10 protein-coding genes and 1 tRNA gene are annotated in these 19948 nt (G+C 41.2%); 6 read left to right on the top strand and 5 right to left on the bottom strand.

What is annotated here, in order from left to right; genetic code table 11:
* The first annotated feature begins 15 nt into the window (after positions 1–15).
* The 4 genes from EGT34_RS05125 (at position 16) to EGT34_RS05110 (ending at position 13436) form a co-directional block, all read left to right on the top strand.
* Positions 16–11928 carry a phage tail protein gene (locus tag EGT34_RS05125; RefSeq protein ID WP_104877234.1) on the top strand — a complete coding sequence of 3971 codons (11913 nt, stop codon included), beginning with the start codon at positions 16–18 and terminating at the stop codon, positions 11926–11928.
* An 86-nt stretch (positions 11929–12014) separates the two neighbouring features.
* Positions 12015–12404, top strand: coding sequence for a hypothetical protein (locus tag EGT34_RS05120; protein ID WP_031974910.1), 390 nt, complete (start codon positions 12015–12017; stop codon positions 12402–12404).
* Positions 12405–12442: 38 nt separating this feature from the next.
* Positions 12443–12985: a glycoside hydrolase family 108 protein gene (locus EGT34_RS05115; protein ID WP_031974909.1), complete on the top strand. Its 543-nt coding sequence runs from the start codon at positions 12443–12445 to the stop codon at positions 12983–12985.
* Between the two features lie 253 nt (positions 12986–13238).
* Positions 13239–13436, top strand: coding sequence for a hypothetical protein (locus tag EGT34_RS05110; protein WP_031974908.1), 198 nt, complete (start codon positions 13239–13241; stop codon positions 13434–13436).
* 394 nt (positions 13437–13830) lie between these two features.
* On the opposite strand, the gene EGT34_RS05105 is transcribed toward EGT34_RS05110, so the two are convergent.
* The 3 genes from EGT34_RS05105 to EGT34_RS05095 form a co-directional block, all read right to left on the bottom strand.
* Positions 13831–13907, bottom strand: a tRNA-Arg gene (locus tag EGT34_RS05105).
* Positions 13908–14006: 99 nt separating this feature from the next.
* Entirely contained in the window at positions 14007–14642 is a 636-nt protein-coding gene (locus EGT34_RS05100) for a hypothetical protein (RefSeq protein ID WP_160945227.1), read from the bottom strand.
* A gap of 144 nt (positions 14643–14786) precedes the next feature.
* Positions 14787–15473: a putative quorum-sensing-regulated virulence factor gene (locus EGT34_RS05095; protein WP_001147935.1), complete on the bottom strand. Its 687-nt coding sequence runs from the start codon at positions 15471–15473 to the stop codon at positions 14787–14789.
* A gap of 249 nt (positions 15474–15722) precedes the next feature.
* On the opposite strand from EGT34_RS05095, the gene EGT34_RS05090 reads away from it, so the two are divergent.
* The gene (locus tag EGT34_RS05090; RefSeq protein WP_024437193.1) at positions 15723–16952 is read left to right on the top strand and encodes an alpha/beta hydrolase; all 1230 of its coding nucleotides are present in this window, start codon (positions 15723–15725) and stop codon (positions 16950–16952) included.
* Positions 16953–16981: 29 nt separating this feature from the next.
* On the opposite strand, the gene EGT34_RS05085 is transcribed toward EGT34_RS05090, so the two are convergent.
* A complete protein-coding gene (locus tag EGT34_RS05085; protein ID WP_002010476.1) occupies positions 16982–17137 on the bottom strand; it encodes a hypothetical protein in 156 nt (51 codons plus the stop codon).
* 60 nt (positions 17138–17197) lie between these two features.
* Here EGT34_RS05085 and glyA point away from each other — a divergent pair, with 60 nt between their 5' ends.
* Positions 17198–18451, top strand: a complete 1254-nt coding sequence (gene glyA / locus EGT34_RS05080; RefSeq protein WP_000457893.1) for a serine hydroxymethyltransferase — start codon at positions 17198–17200, stop codon at positions 18449–18451.
* 40 nt (positions 18452–18491) lie between these two features.
* Here glyA and adeH read toward each other — a convergent pair whose 3' ends face one another.
* Complete coding sequence (gene adeH, locus EGT34_RS05075) at positions 18492–19940, bottom strand: multidrug efflux RND transporter outer membrane subunit AdeH (RefSeq protein WP_000633136.1); 1449 nt, start codon at positions 19938–19940, stop codon at positions 18492–18494.
* Positions 19941–19948: the final 8 nt, after the last annotated feature.

The following is a 19948-nucleotide window of genomic DNA, read 5'->3' as shown; positions in this document are numbered from 1 at the left end:
TGCGCGAGATTTATTATGGCGAAGGTGATAGGCGCGAAAAAGGGCGACAACAAAGCTCGTCAACCTGTAATAGCTCCTGATTCAGCACAATCAAAAACATTTATTAAAATCTTATACGGATTGGCTGAGGGGGAAGTCGAAGGATTAGCCAACGGCAATCAATCAATTTTTCTTGAAGAAACCCCTTTGCAAGATGCAAATGGGAACCTAAGCTTTTCTAATGTAAAAGTTGATTTCCGAAAGGGTACTAACGACCAAGACTATATTGACGGATTTCCTGCAATTGAAAGCGAAACAGCTGTAGGAGTTGAATTAAAGTCTGGTATCCCTTGGGTAAGAGCTTTTAGCAATATTGATCTTGATGCAGTCAGAATTCGTTTGAAGTGGGGACCTTTACGCAGTCAAGACGCTACTACTGGGGATGTTAGCGGTTTAACTATTGAATATGCAATTGATCTTCAAACCGATGGTGGCTCATGGATAGAAGTATTAAAAACAAAAATATCAGATAAAACATCGGCCAACTATGAACGTGCACATCGTATAGATTTGCCCAAAGCTGATTCCGGCTGGATTGTACGTGTACGTCGTATCACACCCAACTCAACTTCTGAATACGTAAGTGACAAGATGTATGTTGAAGCCGTCACTGAAGTAGTTGATGCAAAATTACGTTACCCAAATACCGCCTTATTAGGACTTCAATATGATGCTGAAACTTTCGGCAATGTTGCGAAAGTTGCTGTTGATTTAAAAGGGACCTTACTTTTAGTACCTAGCAATTATAACGCTCAAACACGCCAATACATTGGCATTTGGGATGGTACTTTTAAACGTGCATATTCAAATAACCCTGCTTGGATTTATTACGACCTATGCACAAATGATCGGTACGGTTTGGGCGATCGTTTAACGCCGTTAATGATTGATAAGTGGTCGTTATACCGCCTTGCCCAATATTGTGATCAGATGGTATCTGACGGATTAGGCGGAGAAGAACCTCGCTTCACTTGTAACGTTTATCTACAAAGTGCTAGTGAAGCTTTCAGTATTTTAACAAAGTTAGCTGGTGTCTTTCGTGCGATTGCTTTCTGGGATGGTGCAAACATCCATTGTGATGCAGATATTCCACAAGATACATATTTCACATATACCCGTGCTAATGTTATTGGCGGTCAGTTTGAATATTCAGGTACACGAGCGCGTGATCGACACAATGTCGTTAAAGTTGCTTGGGATAATCCAGCTAACCACTATAAAACTGAATATGAATTTGTACGCGATGAGCAAGCAATTGCTGAATCAGGACAAGTACGTATTCTAGAATTAGATGCATGGGGATGTACTTCACGTGGACAAGCTCAGCGTGCAGGACATTGGGCATTAAAGTCAGAACAAAAAGAAACCCGTACTGTTTCCTTTAAAGTTGGTCTAGATGGCCACATCCCTTTGCCCGGTAGAGTTATTGAAATTGCAGATGAGCTTTTTGCAGGACGGGCCAATGGGGGACGTGTATCTAAAATTTCTGCTGATCTAACAAAAATTACACTTGATCGAGATGATGTTGTTGCTAAGGCTGGTGATCGTTTAGTTATTAATGGCGAAAATGGAAAAGCTCAAACTCGAATTGTTCAATCAATCTCAGGCCGTGTTGTTAAGGTAACTTTGCCATTTGATGAAAATTCAATAGCAGTACAAAACGTTTGGGTTTTGGATGCTCAAGATTTAGCGACAATGAAATTCCGTGTTATTTCAATCTCACAAGATGAAAAACACCAGTTCAGTATTACAGCACTCCAATATAACCCTCAAAAATTTGATGAAATTGATAACGGTGCATTCTTTGAAGAAGCACCTATATCAATAGTCAATCCTTCAATTCAAGAACCAGTCAAAGATGTTTTGATTACGACCGAAAGTCGTGTTGATCAAGGTATTAATGTCATCACAATGATTGTGTCATGGACACAAGCAAAAGGTGCTGTTAAGTATCTTGTTGAGTGGCGAAAAGATGATGGATCGTGGATTCGGTTACCATTAACAGGAAATAACTCAGTCGAAGTACCTGGTGTTTATTCAGGTCAATATCAAGCTCGTGTTACTGCAATTTCTGCATTCGAAGTTGCTTCATTGCCTACTTCTTCAATATTAACGGATATTACTGGTAAGCAAGGTTTACCACCTAAATTAGCTTTTATTCGAGCCACTGGAATTTTATTCGGAATGAAGTTGGACTGGGGATTTCCGCCAACTGGGGCAAAAGATACTGCTTATACCGAAATTGAAGTTTCAACTGATGGCATCAATAATATTGCTCAATTAGGGTTGTTTGCATATCCGACTACCACTACCACAATCCAAGGTTTACAACCTAATCTTAGACAGTTTTATCGCGGTCGATTAATTGACCGGATTGGCAATGTTGGTCCTTGGTCTGAATGGGTTAATGGTACGACCACAGCAGATCCAGAAGCGGTTCTTGATCTAATTTCTGGTCATATCGGAGAAACCGATCTAGCTAAAGAGCTACAAACTAAAATTGAGAATACAGTTAATGTATCTGAAGCAGCAGCACAAGCAGCTGCAAATGCACAAACTGCAGCCAGTAATGCTCAAGAAGCGTCTAAGAATGCACAAGCATCTGCTGAAGAAGCAAAGTCAGCGGCTACGGAGGCTAAGGCGGCGGCTACAGATGCACAAGTACTGGCATCAGAAGCAGAGCAAGTGGCAAATGAGGCTAGTGCGATTGCAGCTAACGCGAAGAATGCGGCTGATCAAGCAGTATCTTCAGCAATAACTGCTAACACGGCAGCAGCAGAAGCAAAAACTACTGCTAGTAATGCGAATACGACCGCAACGAATGCACAAACCGCTGCCAATGATGCAGCAGCTGCGGCATCGAAAGTGGCTTCTGATTTAACCACTTCGACAAATCAGTTAAATCAAAAGATTGCTGATGAAACTAAAGCACGCACAACTGCAATTTCTAATCTGAATGATGGTCTCACCACTGAAACCTCTCAACGCAAGTCAGAAGATGCGGCGCTGTTAAGTAATATTGAGACTTATAAATCTAGCACTAACGGCACTTTATCTAGTTTGCAAACGCAAATTAATACTAACGCAACAAACACAAGTGCTAATGCATCAAAAATTACTTCGCTGGATTCACGTTTAACTACAAATGAAGGTAAAACGGCTGAAGCAATTAATGCAGCTGCCACCGCACAACAAACTGCCAATACCGCCGTTAACAATGCGGCAGCAGCAGCTTCGGCAGTTACCGCACTAAAATCAGAGTTGAGTACAGGCAAAGGCATCAACAATATCATTGCGCCTTTTTCTGATCCGCAAGAACTATCACCTTACATTATCGGTGCGTCGAGAACTGTTGCCTTAGTAAAATCGCCAATGCGTATTAAGGGTAATGCTTATGATGTTACCTTTAATGCGGTTGCTGGCAGTATTTATTTTGGTTCCTCGTCACTAGCAACAGTCAATACTGCGGCGGCAGGTATTGTCAGTGGCGGAAAGCGTTACATGCTAAGCGCTTATTTAAAGAACCTCGATGCTACTAAACAGGCAGATGTTTACTTTACATTGCATTGGTTTAAACGCGCAGCAGACGGCACTTTCACGTCTTCTCAAAGTGTTTTATTAAATCAGTCAACTAACAACACACGAGTAACACCTTCAAACGACGGCGGTACAATTAGCTGTAAAGCTGTAGCAGCACCGCCAGATGCAGTTGCCTTTGCGGTTATCTGTTCTGGCAACGGCGTTTATAACGTCGCTGGTTCACGCATTCTCATTGACATGTTAATGCTTGAAGAGGTCGTTGGTGTCGATGTACCTGCTTCAACATGGACAGCAGGACCAACTGATTTAAGTGCTATTAAGTCCGCTCTTGACGCCAATGCTTCTGCTATTAGCAAAATCGATACCCGTGTAACAAATGCCGAAGGCACTATTTCAAGCCAAGGCAATTCAATTACGCAATTGAATAATAGCGTTACATCAATCAATGGCGAACTTACGAAGAAAGCTGATGCTACGGCTTTAAATGCCTTAACCAACCGAGTTTCGACAGCAGAAGGCACAATTTCGAGCCAAGGCAATTCAATTACGTCTTTACGTAATGATTTAAACGCAACCAATGACAAGGTTTCGTCAAAAGCGGACTCAAGCGCATTAAATTCCTTAGATTCTAAGGTTACAAGCATTGATGGAAGAGTAACTAGCAATACGAGTGCTGTGACCTCATTGCAAGGTCGTGTTTCAACCGTCGAGGCTGGACTTTCATCGAAAGCAGATGCCTCAGCATTAAGCAACTATTACACCAAGACAGAAGCCGATGCTGCTACTTCTGGCGCAATTAATAGCTTCAATAGCCAGTTAACGATCGGCGGCGTAAACGTTGTTGCGAACTCGGAGGCACCACGCACTTCAACCGCCGCAACCAATAAAGAATATTTACTGTATGAACGTAGTGCAGAACTGAAAGCGTTCTATGACGAAAATCTTGATAAGCCAATCACGATTTCATTTGAAATGAGCGTACCTGTTGTTGGTTCAGTGCAGGTGTATTCATCTAATGGGTCTGCACATACATTCGCAACAAACGTCAATGCAGTTATCGCAAATCAATTTATTAAATACGCCGTAACTGTTACTCCAAAAGCGCATACGGCAAGTACAACTGTTTCGACAATTGAGTTCTATGGAACGTATGGAACTGGTCGTATTCCGACGATTCGTAAATTACAAATTGAAGCGGGCACAAAGGCTACCGCTTGGAGTCCAAGCCCTCGTGATACAAAGGCTGCAATTGACGCCAATGCTTCTGCAATTCAAACGACCCAAACAAAAGTTGACAATATCGATGGACGTTTAACTACTGCTACTGATTCGATTACCTCTCTAGGTTCTCGAATGACGACTGCCGAAGGGAATATCACTGGCACTAATAACGCCGTGAATGGTCTTTCAACTCGTATGGCCACAGCTGAAGGAAAAATCACAAATCAAAGTGATTCAATTACATCCCTTCAAAATAGTGTTTCGTCGATTAACAGTACGTTAGCAAACAAGGCTGATTCAAGTGCCGTTAGTAACTTAACAAGTCGCGTTACGGCTGCCGAAGGGAATATCACAAGTCAAAGTGGACAGATTGCCACTTTGAACAATAGCCTCACGACGACCAATAACACCCTAAATGATGTTAATGCTTTAGCTAGACTTCTATCGCTTGGCAAACCTTTAAGAGACGACCCAACATTTAAGACAACCTCTTCGGGTGGACTTTCAGCTTATGTCTTCCCGGCAGGTACTTCTTGGGTTAAGCAAGCTAAATCAACAGATAATCCTACAGACTCTACAAGCGAAATGCTCATTAGAGCTACACAAGCATTAGGTGGGGGATGGTACCCAACAGCACCAACTCTTGTACTCACTGCAAATAAAACATTTTTAATTAAACAAATTATTAAGATGCCTGTGGGTACAAAGTTACTTGCCGTTGGGAATGCAACCGGCACTGGTGGCTACATCAAAATCCTAGGCAATGATTTAGGAACAGGTAAATTTGAAACTTACTACACCGTTGTTCAAGGTGGTACTGATGTAGCTAATACTATTCAGGGACATAACCGTGTAGTTAATGCGGCAAATCCGCCTGTGCCTTCTACAACAAGCCCTGTAGACGTAATTCTTGCATCTTATGAAGTGTTTGATGTTACTGCGGTAAATGACACGATTCCTAAAGCATATAGTGACTCTATTGCCGCTAATGCTTCTGCTATTTCTAATCTCACTAACTCAGTCACTCAACAGGGCAATACGATTACTTCTCATAGTAATTCTATTACTCAACTCAACAACAGCATCACAAGCATTAATGGTTCTCTTTCGAATAAAGCGGACGCGAGTGCATTACAGTCGTTGGATTCAAAAGTAACACTGATTGATGGGAAAGTTACTTCAAATTCATCGGCTTTAACGGCTTTACAAAGCAGCTTTGATGGGTTGCCGAATCAGGGCGTGAATTTATTGGGTCCAGAAATCTCAAATCCAGTTGAAAAACCAAATTGGATTTCAGGTCTTCCATTTGAAGTTATTCAATCGCCAGATACTGTGAATGTGCGTGCGTTCCAATTCACGATGCCAGCTAACGCCTCTAGCGGCACATACTTCAACATTGGTGGCGGTCAAGTTCCACGTCAATGGCTAACAGAAGGCACATACATTTTTAGTTTTGTTGCTAAAACTGTCGGTGGGACACCTCCATATCCGATTGATTGGGTAATGTACAACGTTAGCACTGCTCGTCAACGTTTCAATATTACAGAGACATTAACTCGTTACAGTGCGGTATTCACCGTTCCTGCTGGCGGCGCGGCAGCATGTATGCTGTTAATCGGAAACCCTACAGGCAAACCTGCGGGACAAGTTATCAATATCGAAAGAATGATGCTTGAACGGCAAGTTGGCAACAACACAACCCCTTCGGCTTGGATTGCAGGTAGCGACCCAACCGGAATGATTCTTTCAACGCAAGCCAAGGCGACTGATTTATTCAACACAGCCACTAGCCAAAACGCCGCGACTGCGGGACGCGTCACTAGCCTCGAAAGTCGCATGACGACCACAGAAGGCAATTTAAACAAAAAAGCTGATGCTTCTGCGCTTCAAAACCTCGACACGAAAGTTACGAATGTCGATGGCAAAGTAACGTCAAATACCAATGCCATTACAGCTTTAAGTTCAACTTTAAGCAACGCTACTTCAAGCATTTCAATGAATGCGGGTAATGCACAGGGCGATTGGACATTCTTTAATACGTCAGGCGAATACTCAATTGTTGCACAAGCGGATGGCCAAGCGGGTCGTGTTATTCAACTTGGAAATAATGCTGGCAATGATATTGTTTGGATGCATCCGAATAACTTCATTCCTTTTGATGCAACTAAGACATATCGACTTCGTGCGCGGTATCGCCGTCGTGCCGGAACAGGCACAATTTACCTCGGTGTCTCTCAGAAAACCCCAGACAAGGCACTATACGTAACAACAGCCAACGCATTATCGGGCGACATGGGATCTTCTAACTATGTCGTTAATGCCCACGCGCCTGCGATCGATGAATGGCAAGAAATCGTTGCGTATATCAAAGGTCGATCAGCAGGAGCGGCATCAGGTTCAGGCTCAAAAACAAGCCCACGTACTGTTTCACAACAAGCAGGCTTCATCACGCCGATGTTTATTGCAAACTATTCGGCGCAAACGGGCATTGTTGAGCTTGATTACCTAATTCTGGAAGATGCAGAGGCAATTGTTGCCAATGATGCAAATGCATCAGCGATTAGCGCTCTTGATACCAAAGTATCAGAAGTTGATGGACGCTTAACGACAGCAACAAATTCAATCACTTCGCTTAACTCTCGTATGAGTGCAGCAGAAGGGAATATCTCAGCGGCAAACTTGGCTCTAAGCGGGCTTTCGACAAGAATGACGGCTGCTGAAAATGGTTTAACAAATCAAAGCAACGCGATTACTAATTTAAGTAACAGCTTGACGGTTACAACCAATACAGCCAACGCTGCATTGCCAAAGATTCAGGGCGGCACTGGCGCAGCTAAGTTATTTAGAGGCGTGCTGGTGTGGCAACAAAACGGCGCAAATCTAACTGGCAATATCGTAATCCAAACGCCAATTACGTTCACAAATAAAATGTTCCGACTTTCACTTACTGGCTATAACTACTTGGCCGCTAAGAATGAAATTAATCTGAACATTGGGGGTTATGCATATTCGGGCACCTCTCTACTTCAACATGGTGTAGTGAATTCGGGCACCATGCCAATTCGAGTTCGCATGGGCGTCCGTAATGGCACAGTAGTCATTATTTTGACGTCCCAAGCGCCCGGTGCTTATTGGCAATATCCTAAGTTCAATATGGACGCTGAAATTGGCTATACAACTCCACCTGACAGTTGGGCCGATGGTTGGTCAGCAAGCTTCATGGCTGAGACCGATCTTGCATCTAACGGCATTTCGGCAATCATTGAGCCATCTTTGTTAGATATTTCAACAGAGATTAACGCCAATGCTTCGGCAATTAGCTCACTGTCAAATACAGTGACTCAGCAGGGTAATACTATTACTTCTCACAGTAATTCTATTACATCCTTAAATAACAGCATTACAAGCATTAATAGCTCACTTACAAATAAAGCCGATGCAAGTGCTTTAAATAACCTTTCGAATCGCGTGACAGCGGCAGAAGGAAACATTACAAGCCAAGGCAATTCTATTACAAGCTTAAATAACACGCTTACGAATAATGACTTGTCGAATCTTGTTCTCAATCCTGACTTTGTTGATCCAAAGAGTGGTTGGACAGCAGGGGTAATCGTTGATGCAACTGACGCAGCGCCAAACCCACCTTCTCCGAAGGCATTAAGACTGAATAACCGCGATAGTTATTATGGCCCATTTGTTAAGTGCAACGTCGGAGATATGTTCTATGTTTCCGCGTGGTTTGCAACGCCAAATACATCAGCAACCGCTTCTGCAGTAATTGGTTTTAATACTCGGAATAGTGCTGGTACTTATACTTGGTACACCGTAGCTGTTAAATCTACAGACAAAAATGCTTGGGGCTTAGTTGAAGGTTATTTCACCGTTCCTGCGGGTATGGTTGAAATCCGACCTTGGCTACAAGTGAGCATTGCTGCGTCAGAAGCGGCGGGTCAGCAATGGCATGTTACGAATATTCAAATTCGCAACATTACAGGTAACAAGAAGTTAGCAAGCGACTTGCAAGCAACCTCTTCTGCATTAAGTACGCTCGATTCTAAAGTTACCAACATTGATGGTCGTGTAACTTCTGCATCAAACAGCATTGTTTCTCTTAATAATAGCGTTACAAATATCAATACCGCACTTTCACAGAAAGCTGATGCTTCTGCGCTAAATTCCCTTTCTAACCGGGTAACTACTGCCGAAGGGAATATCACCAGTCAGGGTAATTCAATTACCTCATTGACTAACTCCCTAGCGGTTAGCGGAAAGGCGGGCACAAACCTTCTCATCAAGTCAAATCAAGTCGGTACATATGATGGTGTCTCTTATCCGCATCACACCTACAAACTCGGTGAAGATTGGGAAATTGGGGCTACATATACTTTAATTTGGTGTGCCGAGCACAAACGTGGGACTGGCGATACAAACTCATCACTTGCTGTATACGCAGGTGGTGGCTCACAACATCTCCAAGCAGTAGTAAATACGAATGGTAAGGTTGTCAGCAAAGTTACCTTTGTAAAAAACAGCGCAGTTGCCTCTGGCCCAATTATCCACTTCTACATGCTCAACCGTCCGACAGCCGACAAGGGTAGCGTTGGTACAGTTTATTGGGCGGTGCTTGTAAAGGGCGATGTGCTCACGACTGATGCTTGGATTCCAAGTGCCTATGATTACATCCCTGATAGCAATGCAAACGCTTCTGCTATCACTAACCTCACTAACACGGTCACACAGCAAGGTAATACTCTTACGTCTCATACGAATAGCATTACTTCGCTGAACAACAGTATCACGAGCATCAACGGCGTTTTGAATACGAAAGCCAATACTTCTGCCGTTTCTGATCTCGACAGTCGTGTTACGGATGCAGAAGGGAAGATTACTGCAAATACATCTTCAATCACTAGCCTTGCAGCAAATTTAAAAAGCACCTCAAATGGCATCACAATGTCTGCGTCAATTGATGTGGATCCAGATAGTGAATGGATTTACTGGACCAAAAACGGTGAGGTTACGAGAGCTGATGACACATCTGCACTTGGAGGCAAAGTCTATCGCTTTGGTAACAATGCTGATAACGACCATGTAAACGCAAGATCAAAAGCAAAACTTCCTTTTGATCAAAATAAAACGTACCGCATCCGTGCTAGATACCGTCGAGTCAGTGGAACGGGAACCATTTATTGTGCTGTATTTGGAATTGCAAAAGATGGCGTTTCACACGTTAATTCAAGCAATACAGTGACAACTGGCGCTGGTTCTTCTAACTACTTTGTTTCAAACCAAGCGCCTGCACTTAATGTATGGCAAGAAGTTACGGTATATGTCAAAGGTCGTGCGGCAGGGGCGGCTACAGGTGGTTGGACTTTAGATAATCCTCGTCAACTTCCAAATGCTACGGCGTTCATTAGTGTCCAATTCCTTGCAAATTACTCTAATGCCGCTGGTATTACTGAGCTTGATTACCTCATTATTGAAGATGCCGATGCGATTGCTGCCAATGATGCTACTGCCAAAGCTTTATCTTCGCTAGATACTCGTGTAACAACGGCTGAGGGCAAAATTACCTCTCAAGGTAATTCAATTACCCAGTTAAACAACAGTATCACGACTATCAATGGCACATTGTCAAGCAAAGCCGATAGCTCGGCCTTAAACAGCTTGGCTAACCGCGTATCTACAGCCGAAGGTGCAATTTCTTCTCAAGGCTCAAGCATTACCTCCTTGAATAGCTCTGTAACTGGAATCTTGAAAGATATTGAAGTGACAGATACTCGGTCAACAAATCAGCCGCCGTCATGGTATTGGTCAAATTACCCTAAACGAATTGTCCGAGAATTTAAACAGGCCTCAACGCTTGGTCTAACAGGAATGGGGACATATGTTTCGCTTGAAACATATGTTTATTATAGCGACGCTACTGGTGGACCGATTATTCAAATTGCACGCGGCACAGATTCGAAACTGACTGCCGAACGCCGAAGTACAAGTACATCAACATGGGGTACTTGGGTACAAGACATTAAGGCCATAAGTGATAGGCTTGCAAATAAGGCTGAAGCTTCAGCACTTTCATCGCTTGACTCGAAAGTGTCGGTTATTGATGGGAAAGTTTCTACACAAGCCTCAAGTATTACTACTCTGCAAACTACGGTAGGTGGTAATACGGCCTCTATTCAATCTCAACAGCAATCAATTGATGGTCTGAAAGCAAGAGCCACTTTGAAGCTGCAATCAGGCAACTTAGTCGGGGGCGTTGGCATTGAGAACGACAGTAAAACAGTTGATTTCATTATCCAAGCAAACCGATTTGCCATTGGCGCACCTTCAGACGTTACTGGAACAGTGACACCAAAATATGCATTTGCTTACCAGTCGACTCCTACAACTTTGCCAAATGGCACAGTTATTCCCGCAGGTTTGTATTTAGACAATGCCTCTATTGGCTATATTAATGCTAGCCGAATCTGGGCTGATAATTTAAGTGCAATTAGTGCTGATCTAGGGACGATTAAAGTTAAAAATGCAAATATTGAAGATGGAGCTATTGATACGCTAAAAATTAAGGATGAAGCTGTAACTGTTCCAATAGGTGTAAAAGCAATTGATGTAAAGACTATCACTACTTTTGCAGGTGGAGTTACAAGTGGACAGCCTAATAATGATTTTAATAACCACTTAGCTGCATGGGAAAACCATATAGGCACACTTTTACAAGTTACTCTGAATAGAAGTGGTGGAAAAGTTAGACTTGATGCCTCAGTAAATATTTGCACCCCAACCTTCGGGGCATTTAGTGTAAGTGATGGACGAGGTAATCCAATTGCAGCTAACGATAGGGCAATGGCTTCCTTTTATATTTCAATATATAAAAATGGGTCTTTAATTGGCAGAGGCTCTCTGGGCGCGAATATTGAGACTGGTAATATTAACGTTAATTTTAATGGTACAGCGGTTATCGTTTCAGCTATTGATGATAACAGTACTATTGGTAATGTTACCTACACACTTAAAGCAGGATTTGCTCGACAGGAGGGCGTTAATATCCCATTAAATGTGGAATCAAGAAGCAACTTTATGATTACTTCGAGAACGTTAAGTGTTATTGAAATGAAAAAGTAACAGCATCCATAGTGGTGCTTTTTTTTATGTACATTTAGTTAGTAGCACCCAATTCGGGTGCTTTTTTTATTTCTGGAGTAATGGCTATGGAGCCACTTTCAACTAGCAGTATTACTGCATTTTTAAAGTTTTATGGTGTGGCAATTGCTGTCACCTTGTCAATTTCATTAGTTGCTGCTGTCGTTTTAATGACACGAATGCCAAGGTCTCCGCAAGAATGGGCCGTGGGTTTGATTTGCACCGTTGTTTCCAGTTTATGTGGCGGTTCATTCATTATCGTGAAATGGGGTTTACATGAGTGGGTTACTGATATCTGGGGAATGATTGCCATAGGGGGGTTTTTCTTCGTTTGTGGTTTGCCCGGTTGGGCCATTGTGCGATGGACCTTTAATTTCATCGACAAACAAGAAGGGAAAACAATTTTTGAAGTTATTAAGGCTTTTAAGAAAGCCAAAGACGAAATTAAAAACAGTTAACCGCCGAAAGGCGGTTTTTTTATGTAAAGGATAGTGAAATGAATATCGAAAAATATCTTGATGAGCTAATTAAACGCGAAGGCGGTTATGTGAACAATCCAGCAGACCGTGGTGGTGCAACTAAATATGGCATCACACAAGCTGTTGCGCGTGAAAATGGCTGGAATGGCAATATGAAAGATTTGCCGCTTGAATTTGCAAAAAGTATTTATAGAAAACAATACTGGTTGGAACCGCGTTTTGATCAGGTAAATGCACTTAGTCCATCTGTTGCTGAAGAATTGTTAGACACAGGAGTGAACTGCGGTACTGGCTTTGCAAAGCCTCTTCTACAACGTGCTTTAAACCTGCTGAATAATCAGGGTAAAGCTGGTTGGCCTGATTTGAAAGTTGATGGAGTTTATGGCTCGGCCACATTGGGTGCGTTAAAAACTTATTTATCAAAACGTGGGAAGGACGGCGAGAAGGTGTTAGTACGCGTGCTCAATATCATGCAAGGTCAACGCTATATTGAAATTTGTGAACGCAATAAAAGCCAAGAGCAATTTTTTTACGGTTGGATCGCTAACCGGATCAACTAGTATGAAAATTTTCCATTGCAAGCGGACTAAATTTGCTTCATTAATTACAGTGCTGTGTATTCTGTTCTCAGGGTGCACTGCTCACACGATTAATAACAATGTAAATGTGGGAATATGTATTAAGGCCCTTTAAATGGGCTTTAATTAAATCAATATATCGTATGTTTAATAATGAGAATAATTTTGCTCAGTTTCTTTGATTTTAAAGCTTTTTGAGCAAATTTTTTCTCATTTCATACTCTCTCGAGGTTCTATCATGCAGTTAATGATTATGGTCACAGAAGTCGGAAAGCTTGAGCGTATGTGTAATTTGCTTGCGGAGATAAACAAAAGCGGTAAAGTCTTAAAAGTTTTTGACTATAACGGTAATCAATTACCAATCAATCATGATGGAACAGTAACGTTTAATGAACGTCGCTGGGAATTACCAACTAAAGTTGATCTTTACTGAGTTCTGAATAATCAATTTATTCTTATACGCTATAAATAAACAAATGGAATTCATAAATTGACATCAGTCATCGCGCATTTATCGGAAAATATACTGAGCGATGGATAACACATGAACATTATTTGAACTGCTTAAAATTATTTTTAACTCAATGTAGAACAAAATATATTCTAAGGTTTAAATGAATTTAACTGGTATAGAAAGGCTTGAAAAATAAAGTTATTAATCTTTTTACGGTATTAAATTGCGGTAGAAAGTAGATTACCGTAAAAATTACCGCAAACGTTACGGTAATTAGTGAGAATAATTGATACTATATGAGACATTATTAAATTTGCTAAATTAGGTGTCTCAATGGTTTTGAGACTAATTGAAGCTATTTGATAATTAAATTTGGTGCGCTCGGCGGGGATCGAACCCACGACCCCAGGCTTCGGAAACCTGTACTCTATCCAACTGAGCTACGAGCGCATGTGTGGGGCACATCATAGGAAAAAAACACTTGCAGGTAAAGCACGAAATACGTACCAAGTGAATTTAATGCTTAATTAAACAGCAGCTTGTTATGTTTTAGTTCTTTTGCTGAATGAGCTGAATTGAATAATTAATAGAGTGAAGCGTATGTGCCAGCTCATGAGGGGGAATCCTTGACTCTTGCAAACTGGTAATCCATTGCATTTGGCAAATTTTTAGTTCTTGAAGATTTTTAATTTGTTCTATTTTCTGAATAAGTGGTTTGGCCATAAGTCCACAGTATTGACTCAAGCTTTGCTTCATTAATTGTTGTATTTCTTCAAAAGTAAGTTGTTTAAATGGAACTACGGGTTGGATATTTTCAATATTTGAAGAATGGCATGATGATTCTAGAGAAACTTTAATTTCTCCAGTCAAATCGGCATTTTCATTTTCATCTATAGTGCTTTTTTGTTGCACTTTTACTTCTAAACTCGTGGTAGGTGATTCTGAGAGAGGTATTTGTTCAGTAAATTCTGAATCGTTTTCGCTAATAGGGGCAATAAGCTTTAAGTCAATAAGTTGTTGAATGAGTTCTGGTGGAGCAATGCGTTTTTTAAACTCGGTATTGAGAGTTTGAAAATCTTCATGATCAATTAATAGAAGTAAACGTCTTTGTTTGGCATTTAAAGCAATATTACGTTGTTGAAGCGCGACTCTTCCCAAATTGGTTCGATAAAAACCAGCCATCATTTTTCCCCAATATAAAAATGAAGCAGCCTGTTTGATTTTTTCTATCAAACAGTACTGTTCTTAATAAAATATAAATGGGGCTAACGATAAAACTCAAAAATGACAATATGATGAAGAATTTATGAATATCATCTATTTAGGCCGTTAAAATGCACTTTCTAATGCTTTACGTAGGTAAACATCCAGCTCGTCTTGGCGCAATAGCCATTGAATATAATCTTTAGGGAGTTCAGCAATAGCTGTACCTTTATGCTTGCCAAAGTTAATTGTTGTGGGAATACGTGCTTCTTCAGAAACTCGGTACAACTCTTCAATGTCTTGAATATTTAAATGATAGACAATATGCATCAAGATATTGGCAGTTAAAATAATATCCGCATCGGCACGGTGCGCGCCTTTGAGTAATTCTCGAGCTTTACTACTGCCTTGAGAAATCATATAGATCAGTGCTGAGATATTATGCGCTTCTGCATCAGGCCAGGTTTTACGTGCTAAAGCTAGCGTACAAATCGGTTTGATATGAGAAACATCTACACCGCAACGTGCAATCGCGGCAATATCATAATCAATATTGTGGCCAATAATATAAGTTGTAGTGTCTGGCAATTTAAAAGTTTTATAGTGGGGCTGATTTTCTAAATCTGATTCTAGTATATGGTGTACTGCCATAGCCGCGTAAGAGATAGGGGTCCCAACTTGATAAAGTTGATCAAACAATTTGCTTTTATCTAAGGTGAGCTTGCCTGCATTAATTTCAATTGGGGCATATGCAATTTCAATAGGCAAACCATTTAGTGTATGTGTTTCTGTATCTAAAATAATGGCTTGCATATCCGGCCCTTTAAACAATTACGAGTAATCAAGAATGTTAACAGTTGGCCTCGCACTTTAAAACCTGAAGTGAGGCTGAAAGTGGTGAGAACGACAATTTATATTAAAAATAGAAATTTTCAGGGATTGATTTTGTCGAATAGAACTTGCGGAAAATTAAGATTAGGCGTAATTGTTTTTAAGACATTAGAGAATGTTGATTAAAAAACTAAAGCACAACAAAAATGGAATTTAAGGGAAGATATGCCAATGAAAATGAAACTATTAATGACGAGCGTTCTTAGTACGAGTTTATTTTTAGTCGCTTGTGGAGGAGGGAGTAGTGATGATGGCCCAGCTACTACTAATCCATCCGGAACTCCAACCAATAATATTCAAAATCCAGTGGTTAAAGTTGAAGCCTATACAAGTACTAACTTAGGATCAGTTGCCGCAGAAAGTAGTATTTTAACTTATAAAATGTTAGGTCAAAGTGGACAAGAAGTGCAGGCAACAAGTCTAGTGTTTACACCAAACACTCCACCACCAGTCGGCGGTTGGCCCATTGTAGTCTGGGCGCATGGCACTACGGGTGTGGCAGATGTATGTGCACCAAGTAAAGCAGCTTTAGCAGACAGTACAAAAGATTTAATTAGTAAATTATTAGCAGCAGGTTATGTTGTTGTGGCACCTGATTATGAAGGTTTGGGTACCTCTGGTATACATCCTTTTTTAAATGTTAAAAGTGAGGCTTTTTCAATTACCGATGCAGTGGTTGCAGCGCGTAACTATTTATCTCAACGTAATTTATTAACTTCGAAAAAATGGGTCACTGTAGGTCATTCTCAAGGTGGGCATGCTGCATTAGGAGCTGCACAGTATGCGAGCCGTGCACAACTAGAATATAAAGGTACAGTAGCCGTAGCGCCTGCTTCTAATTTAGGTTTTATTTTAATAGCAGGCGAGCAGTCTGTTGCGAATGCAACTCTAGATAAAAAGATCTCAATGTATGCTCAACTTGACACTTATACAGCTTTAGTCACAGCTGGTATTCGCAACACACAACCCACTTTTGATTATCCACAAGTATTTACTCCACAAATTTCAAGTATTGCCCAACAAGCGGAAACAATTTGTTCTGGACCATTAGGACAGGCCTTTGGAGCGGGTATGACTCAGTATGTTACAGAACATAATGGAACACTTGACGGTTATACCCGCACACAGCCTAACTTTATGGCTGTACCGTTAGTTAAAACATTTTTAGATAAAGATTCGCAGCCGTTACAAGTAAAAGTTACGACACCAATCATTATCTATCAGGGTTTAGCAGATTCGACAGTACCTAAAGTAGCAACGGATATCTTGATATCTAATGCCACTGTCGTAGGTACTAAAATTAATAGTTATGTGACGGGTAACTGGGATCATGGGACGGCGATGAGTAGTAATGTAGATAATATTGTTGGAAATGTTCAGTCTTTACTGGCAGCTCAGTAGAGTTATTGATATTTAAAGACTTTTTAATATTATTGTAAGCTAAAATTAACGATGGATAAATTTAAAATATAAGCTTTAAACGAGCTTTTTAATTGATTTATAAACAATGGCTCATTTTTTATAAAACTTGAGCCATTTTTATTTAAAACTGAGCTAACTTCATTCTGTTTAATTATAAAGTTCATGCTACAATATGCCGCAATCTTAGCACGGCTTAAAAGCCCTAATTTATAGGACCCCCGCTAATGTTTGCCAATATTTCCATTTCTGAATTTGATCCAGAATTAGCTCAAGCAATTGCTTCTGAAGATGAGCGTCAAGAAGCACATATCGAGTTAATTGCATCTGAAAACTATTGCTCTCCTGCGGTAATGGAAGCGCAAGGATCAAAACTTACGAACAAATATGCAGAAGGTTATCCAGGCAAACGCTATTATGGCGGTTGCGAATTTGTAGATGTTATTGAGCAAATGGCGATTGACCGTGCTAAAGAACTTTTTGGTGCAGATTACGCAAACGTTCAACCACACGCTGGCTCACAAGCTAACTCTGCTGTTTATTTAGCACTTCTTAACCCAGGCGATACAGTTTTAGGTATGAGCTTGGCTCACGGTGGTCACTTGACTCACGGTGCAAAAGTTAGCTTCTCTGGTAAAACGTATAACGCTGTTCAGTATGGTCTAAATGCTGAAACTGGTGAGATTGATTACGAAGAAGTTGAACGTTTAGCATTGGAACACAAGCCACGTATGATCGTTGCTGGTTTCTCTGCTTATAGCCGTGTTGTAGATTGGCAACGTTTCCGTGACATCGCGGACAAAGTTGGTGCTTACCTTTTTGTTGATATGGCTCACGTTGCAGGTCTTGTTGCTGCTGGTGTATATCCAAACCCAGTTCAAATTGCTGACGTAACAACAACGACGACTCACAAAACACTTCGTGGTCCACGTTCTGGTTTAATCCTTGCGAAAGCGAATGAAGAAATCGAGAAAAAACTTCAATCAGCTGTATTCCCTGGTAACCAAGGTGGTCCATTAATGCATGCGATTGCTGCTAAAGCAATCTGCTTCAAAGAAGCAATGTCTGACGACTTTAAAGCTTACCAACAACAAGTTGTGAAAAATGCTCAAGCAATGGCTGAAGTATTCATCGCACGTGGTTATGATGTTGTTTCTGGTGGTACAGACAACCACTTATTCTTGTTATCTTTAATCAAACAAGACGTAACTGGTAAAGATGCAGACGCTTGGTTAGGTGCTGCTCACATTACTGTGAACAAAAACTCAGTTCCAAATGACCCACGTTCTCCATTTGTGACTTCTGGTATCCGTATCGGTACTCCGGCAGTAACAACTCGTGGTTTTGGTGAAGCTGAAGTTCGTGAACTTGCTGGTTGGATCGCTGACGTGATTGACAGCAAAGGTGACGAAAAAGTTATTGCTGATGTAAAAGCAAAAGTTGAAGCTGTTTGTGCAAAATTCCCTGTATATGCAAAATAATTTGTGTATATAAAAAAAGCGCCGTAAGGCGCTTTTTTTATTAACTACTCCAACCGCCCCCTAAAGCACGGATTAAATTGATGCTTGCAATGATTTGGCTGCCTTTCAGCTGAGCTGCTAATTGTTCTTGTTGCAAAATAGTGCGGTCAGAATCAATGACATCAAGATAGCTAATAGCACCTTCTCGATAACGTAAATGAGAAAGTTGATTGGCATGACGAGAAGAGGAGAGTGCTTGGTTTTGAGCCTGAATTTGCTGATCGAGAATTCTTTGATCAGATAAACCATTTTCAACTTCGCGAAATGCGTTTAGTACAGTTTGTCTATAGTTAGCGACGCTTTCCTCATAAGCCGCTCTTGCTTGAGCAACGCCTGCTTTACGTTGTCCACCATCAAATAAAGGTAACGACAAAATAGTACCAGCGACAGGTCCTAGTAAAAAAGTCCGACTCGACCATTTACCCAACTCGCTTAAACTTGAAGATTCATAACCTAAAGCTCCTGTAAGACTGAGTTTTGGGAAAAATGCTGCACGAGCAATCCCAATACGTGCATTATCTGCTGCCATTGCACGCTCTGCAGCCGCAATATCGGGTCGTCTTTCAAGTAAAGTTGACGGCAAACCGGCAGGGAGACGGATACTATTTGCAGTTAAAGGTTGAACAGCCAAGTTAAAGTCTGCTGGTGGTTTTCCTAATAAGACTGCAAGCGCATGTTCTGCACTGGCTCTGTTACGAGCAATATTTAGGGCAGTGGTTTGTGCTGTAGCAAGTTCGGTTTGTGCACGAGAAACATCTAATTCACTGACCAGTCCGTTTTTAAAACGAAGCTGCATTAAATCTCGTGTTTCACCTAATAATTTGATTGTACGGTTATAAATTGTCTGTTCGGTATCAAGTTGACGTATCAGAAAATAACCTTGAGCTACATCCGCTTGTAGAGCTAAAAGTGCCGACTGATATAGTGCCTCTTGTTGCTGTAGATCCGCTGTTGCTGCGTTGACACTACTTGCTACACGACCAAATAAATCGAGCTCATATGAAACATTGGCTTGAGCTCGCCATAAGGTTTGAGCCGAAGTATGTGCATTGTCATCTAAACCGAGTGAAGCTGGAGACGGCTTTTGGCGGGTTGGCCCAAATCCGGCATCAATACTTGGTAAGCGTTCAGCTTGAGCTGCCGAACGTAGTGCACGTGAAGCCTGAATATTTGCTGCCACCGCTTTTAGGTTCTGGTTGCCTGCGATAGCTTGCTGTTCAAGTTCATTCAGTTGAGTATCATTGTAAATGCGCCACCATTCACCACGAGTTTGTTGATCGGCAGGTTGGGCAATCTTCCAGTTATTATCTTCAAGTTTGGGGTCAGATTCTTTGAATTTGACTGGCACTATAACTTTTGCAGGTTGATATTCTGGGGCCAATGAGCAGCCTGCAAGGAGCAGGCTTCCCATGAGTGAGGACAACAACCAGTTTTGTTTTGATGTAATCACCAAATGTC

The sequence above is a fragment of the Acinetobacter sp. FDAARGOS_558 genome, assembly GCF_003937785.1.
In the GTDB taxonomy this organism is placed as follows: Bacteria; Pseudomonadota; Gammaproteobacteria; order Pseudomonadales; family Moraxellaceae; genus Acinetobacter; species Acinetobacter baumannii.
The sequence above is the reverse complement of the archived record's forward strand: the minus strand, read 5'-3'. Positions and strand labels throughout refer to the sequence as shown.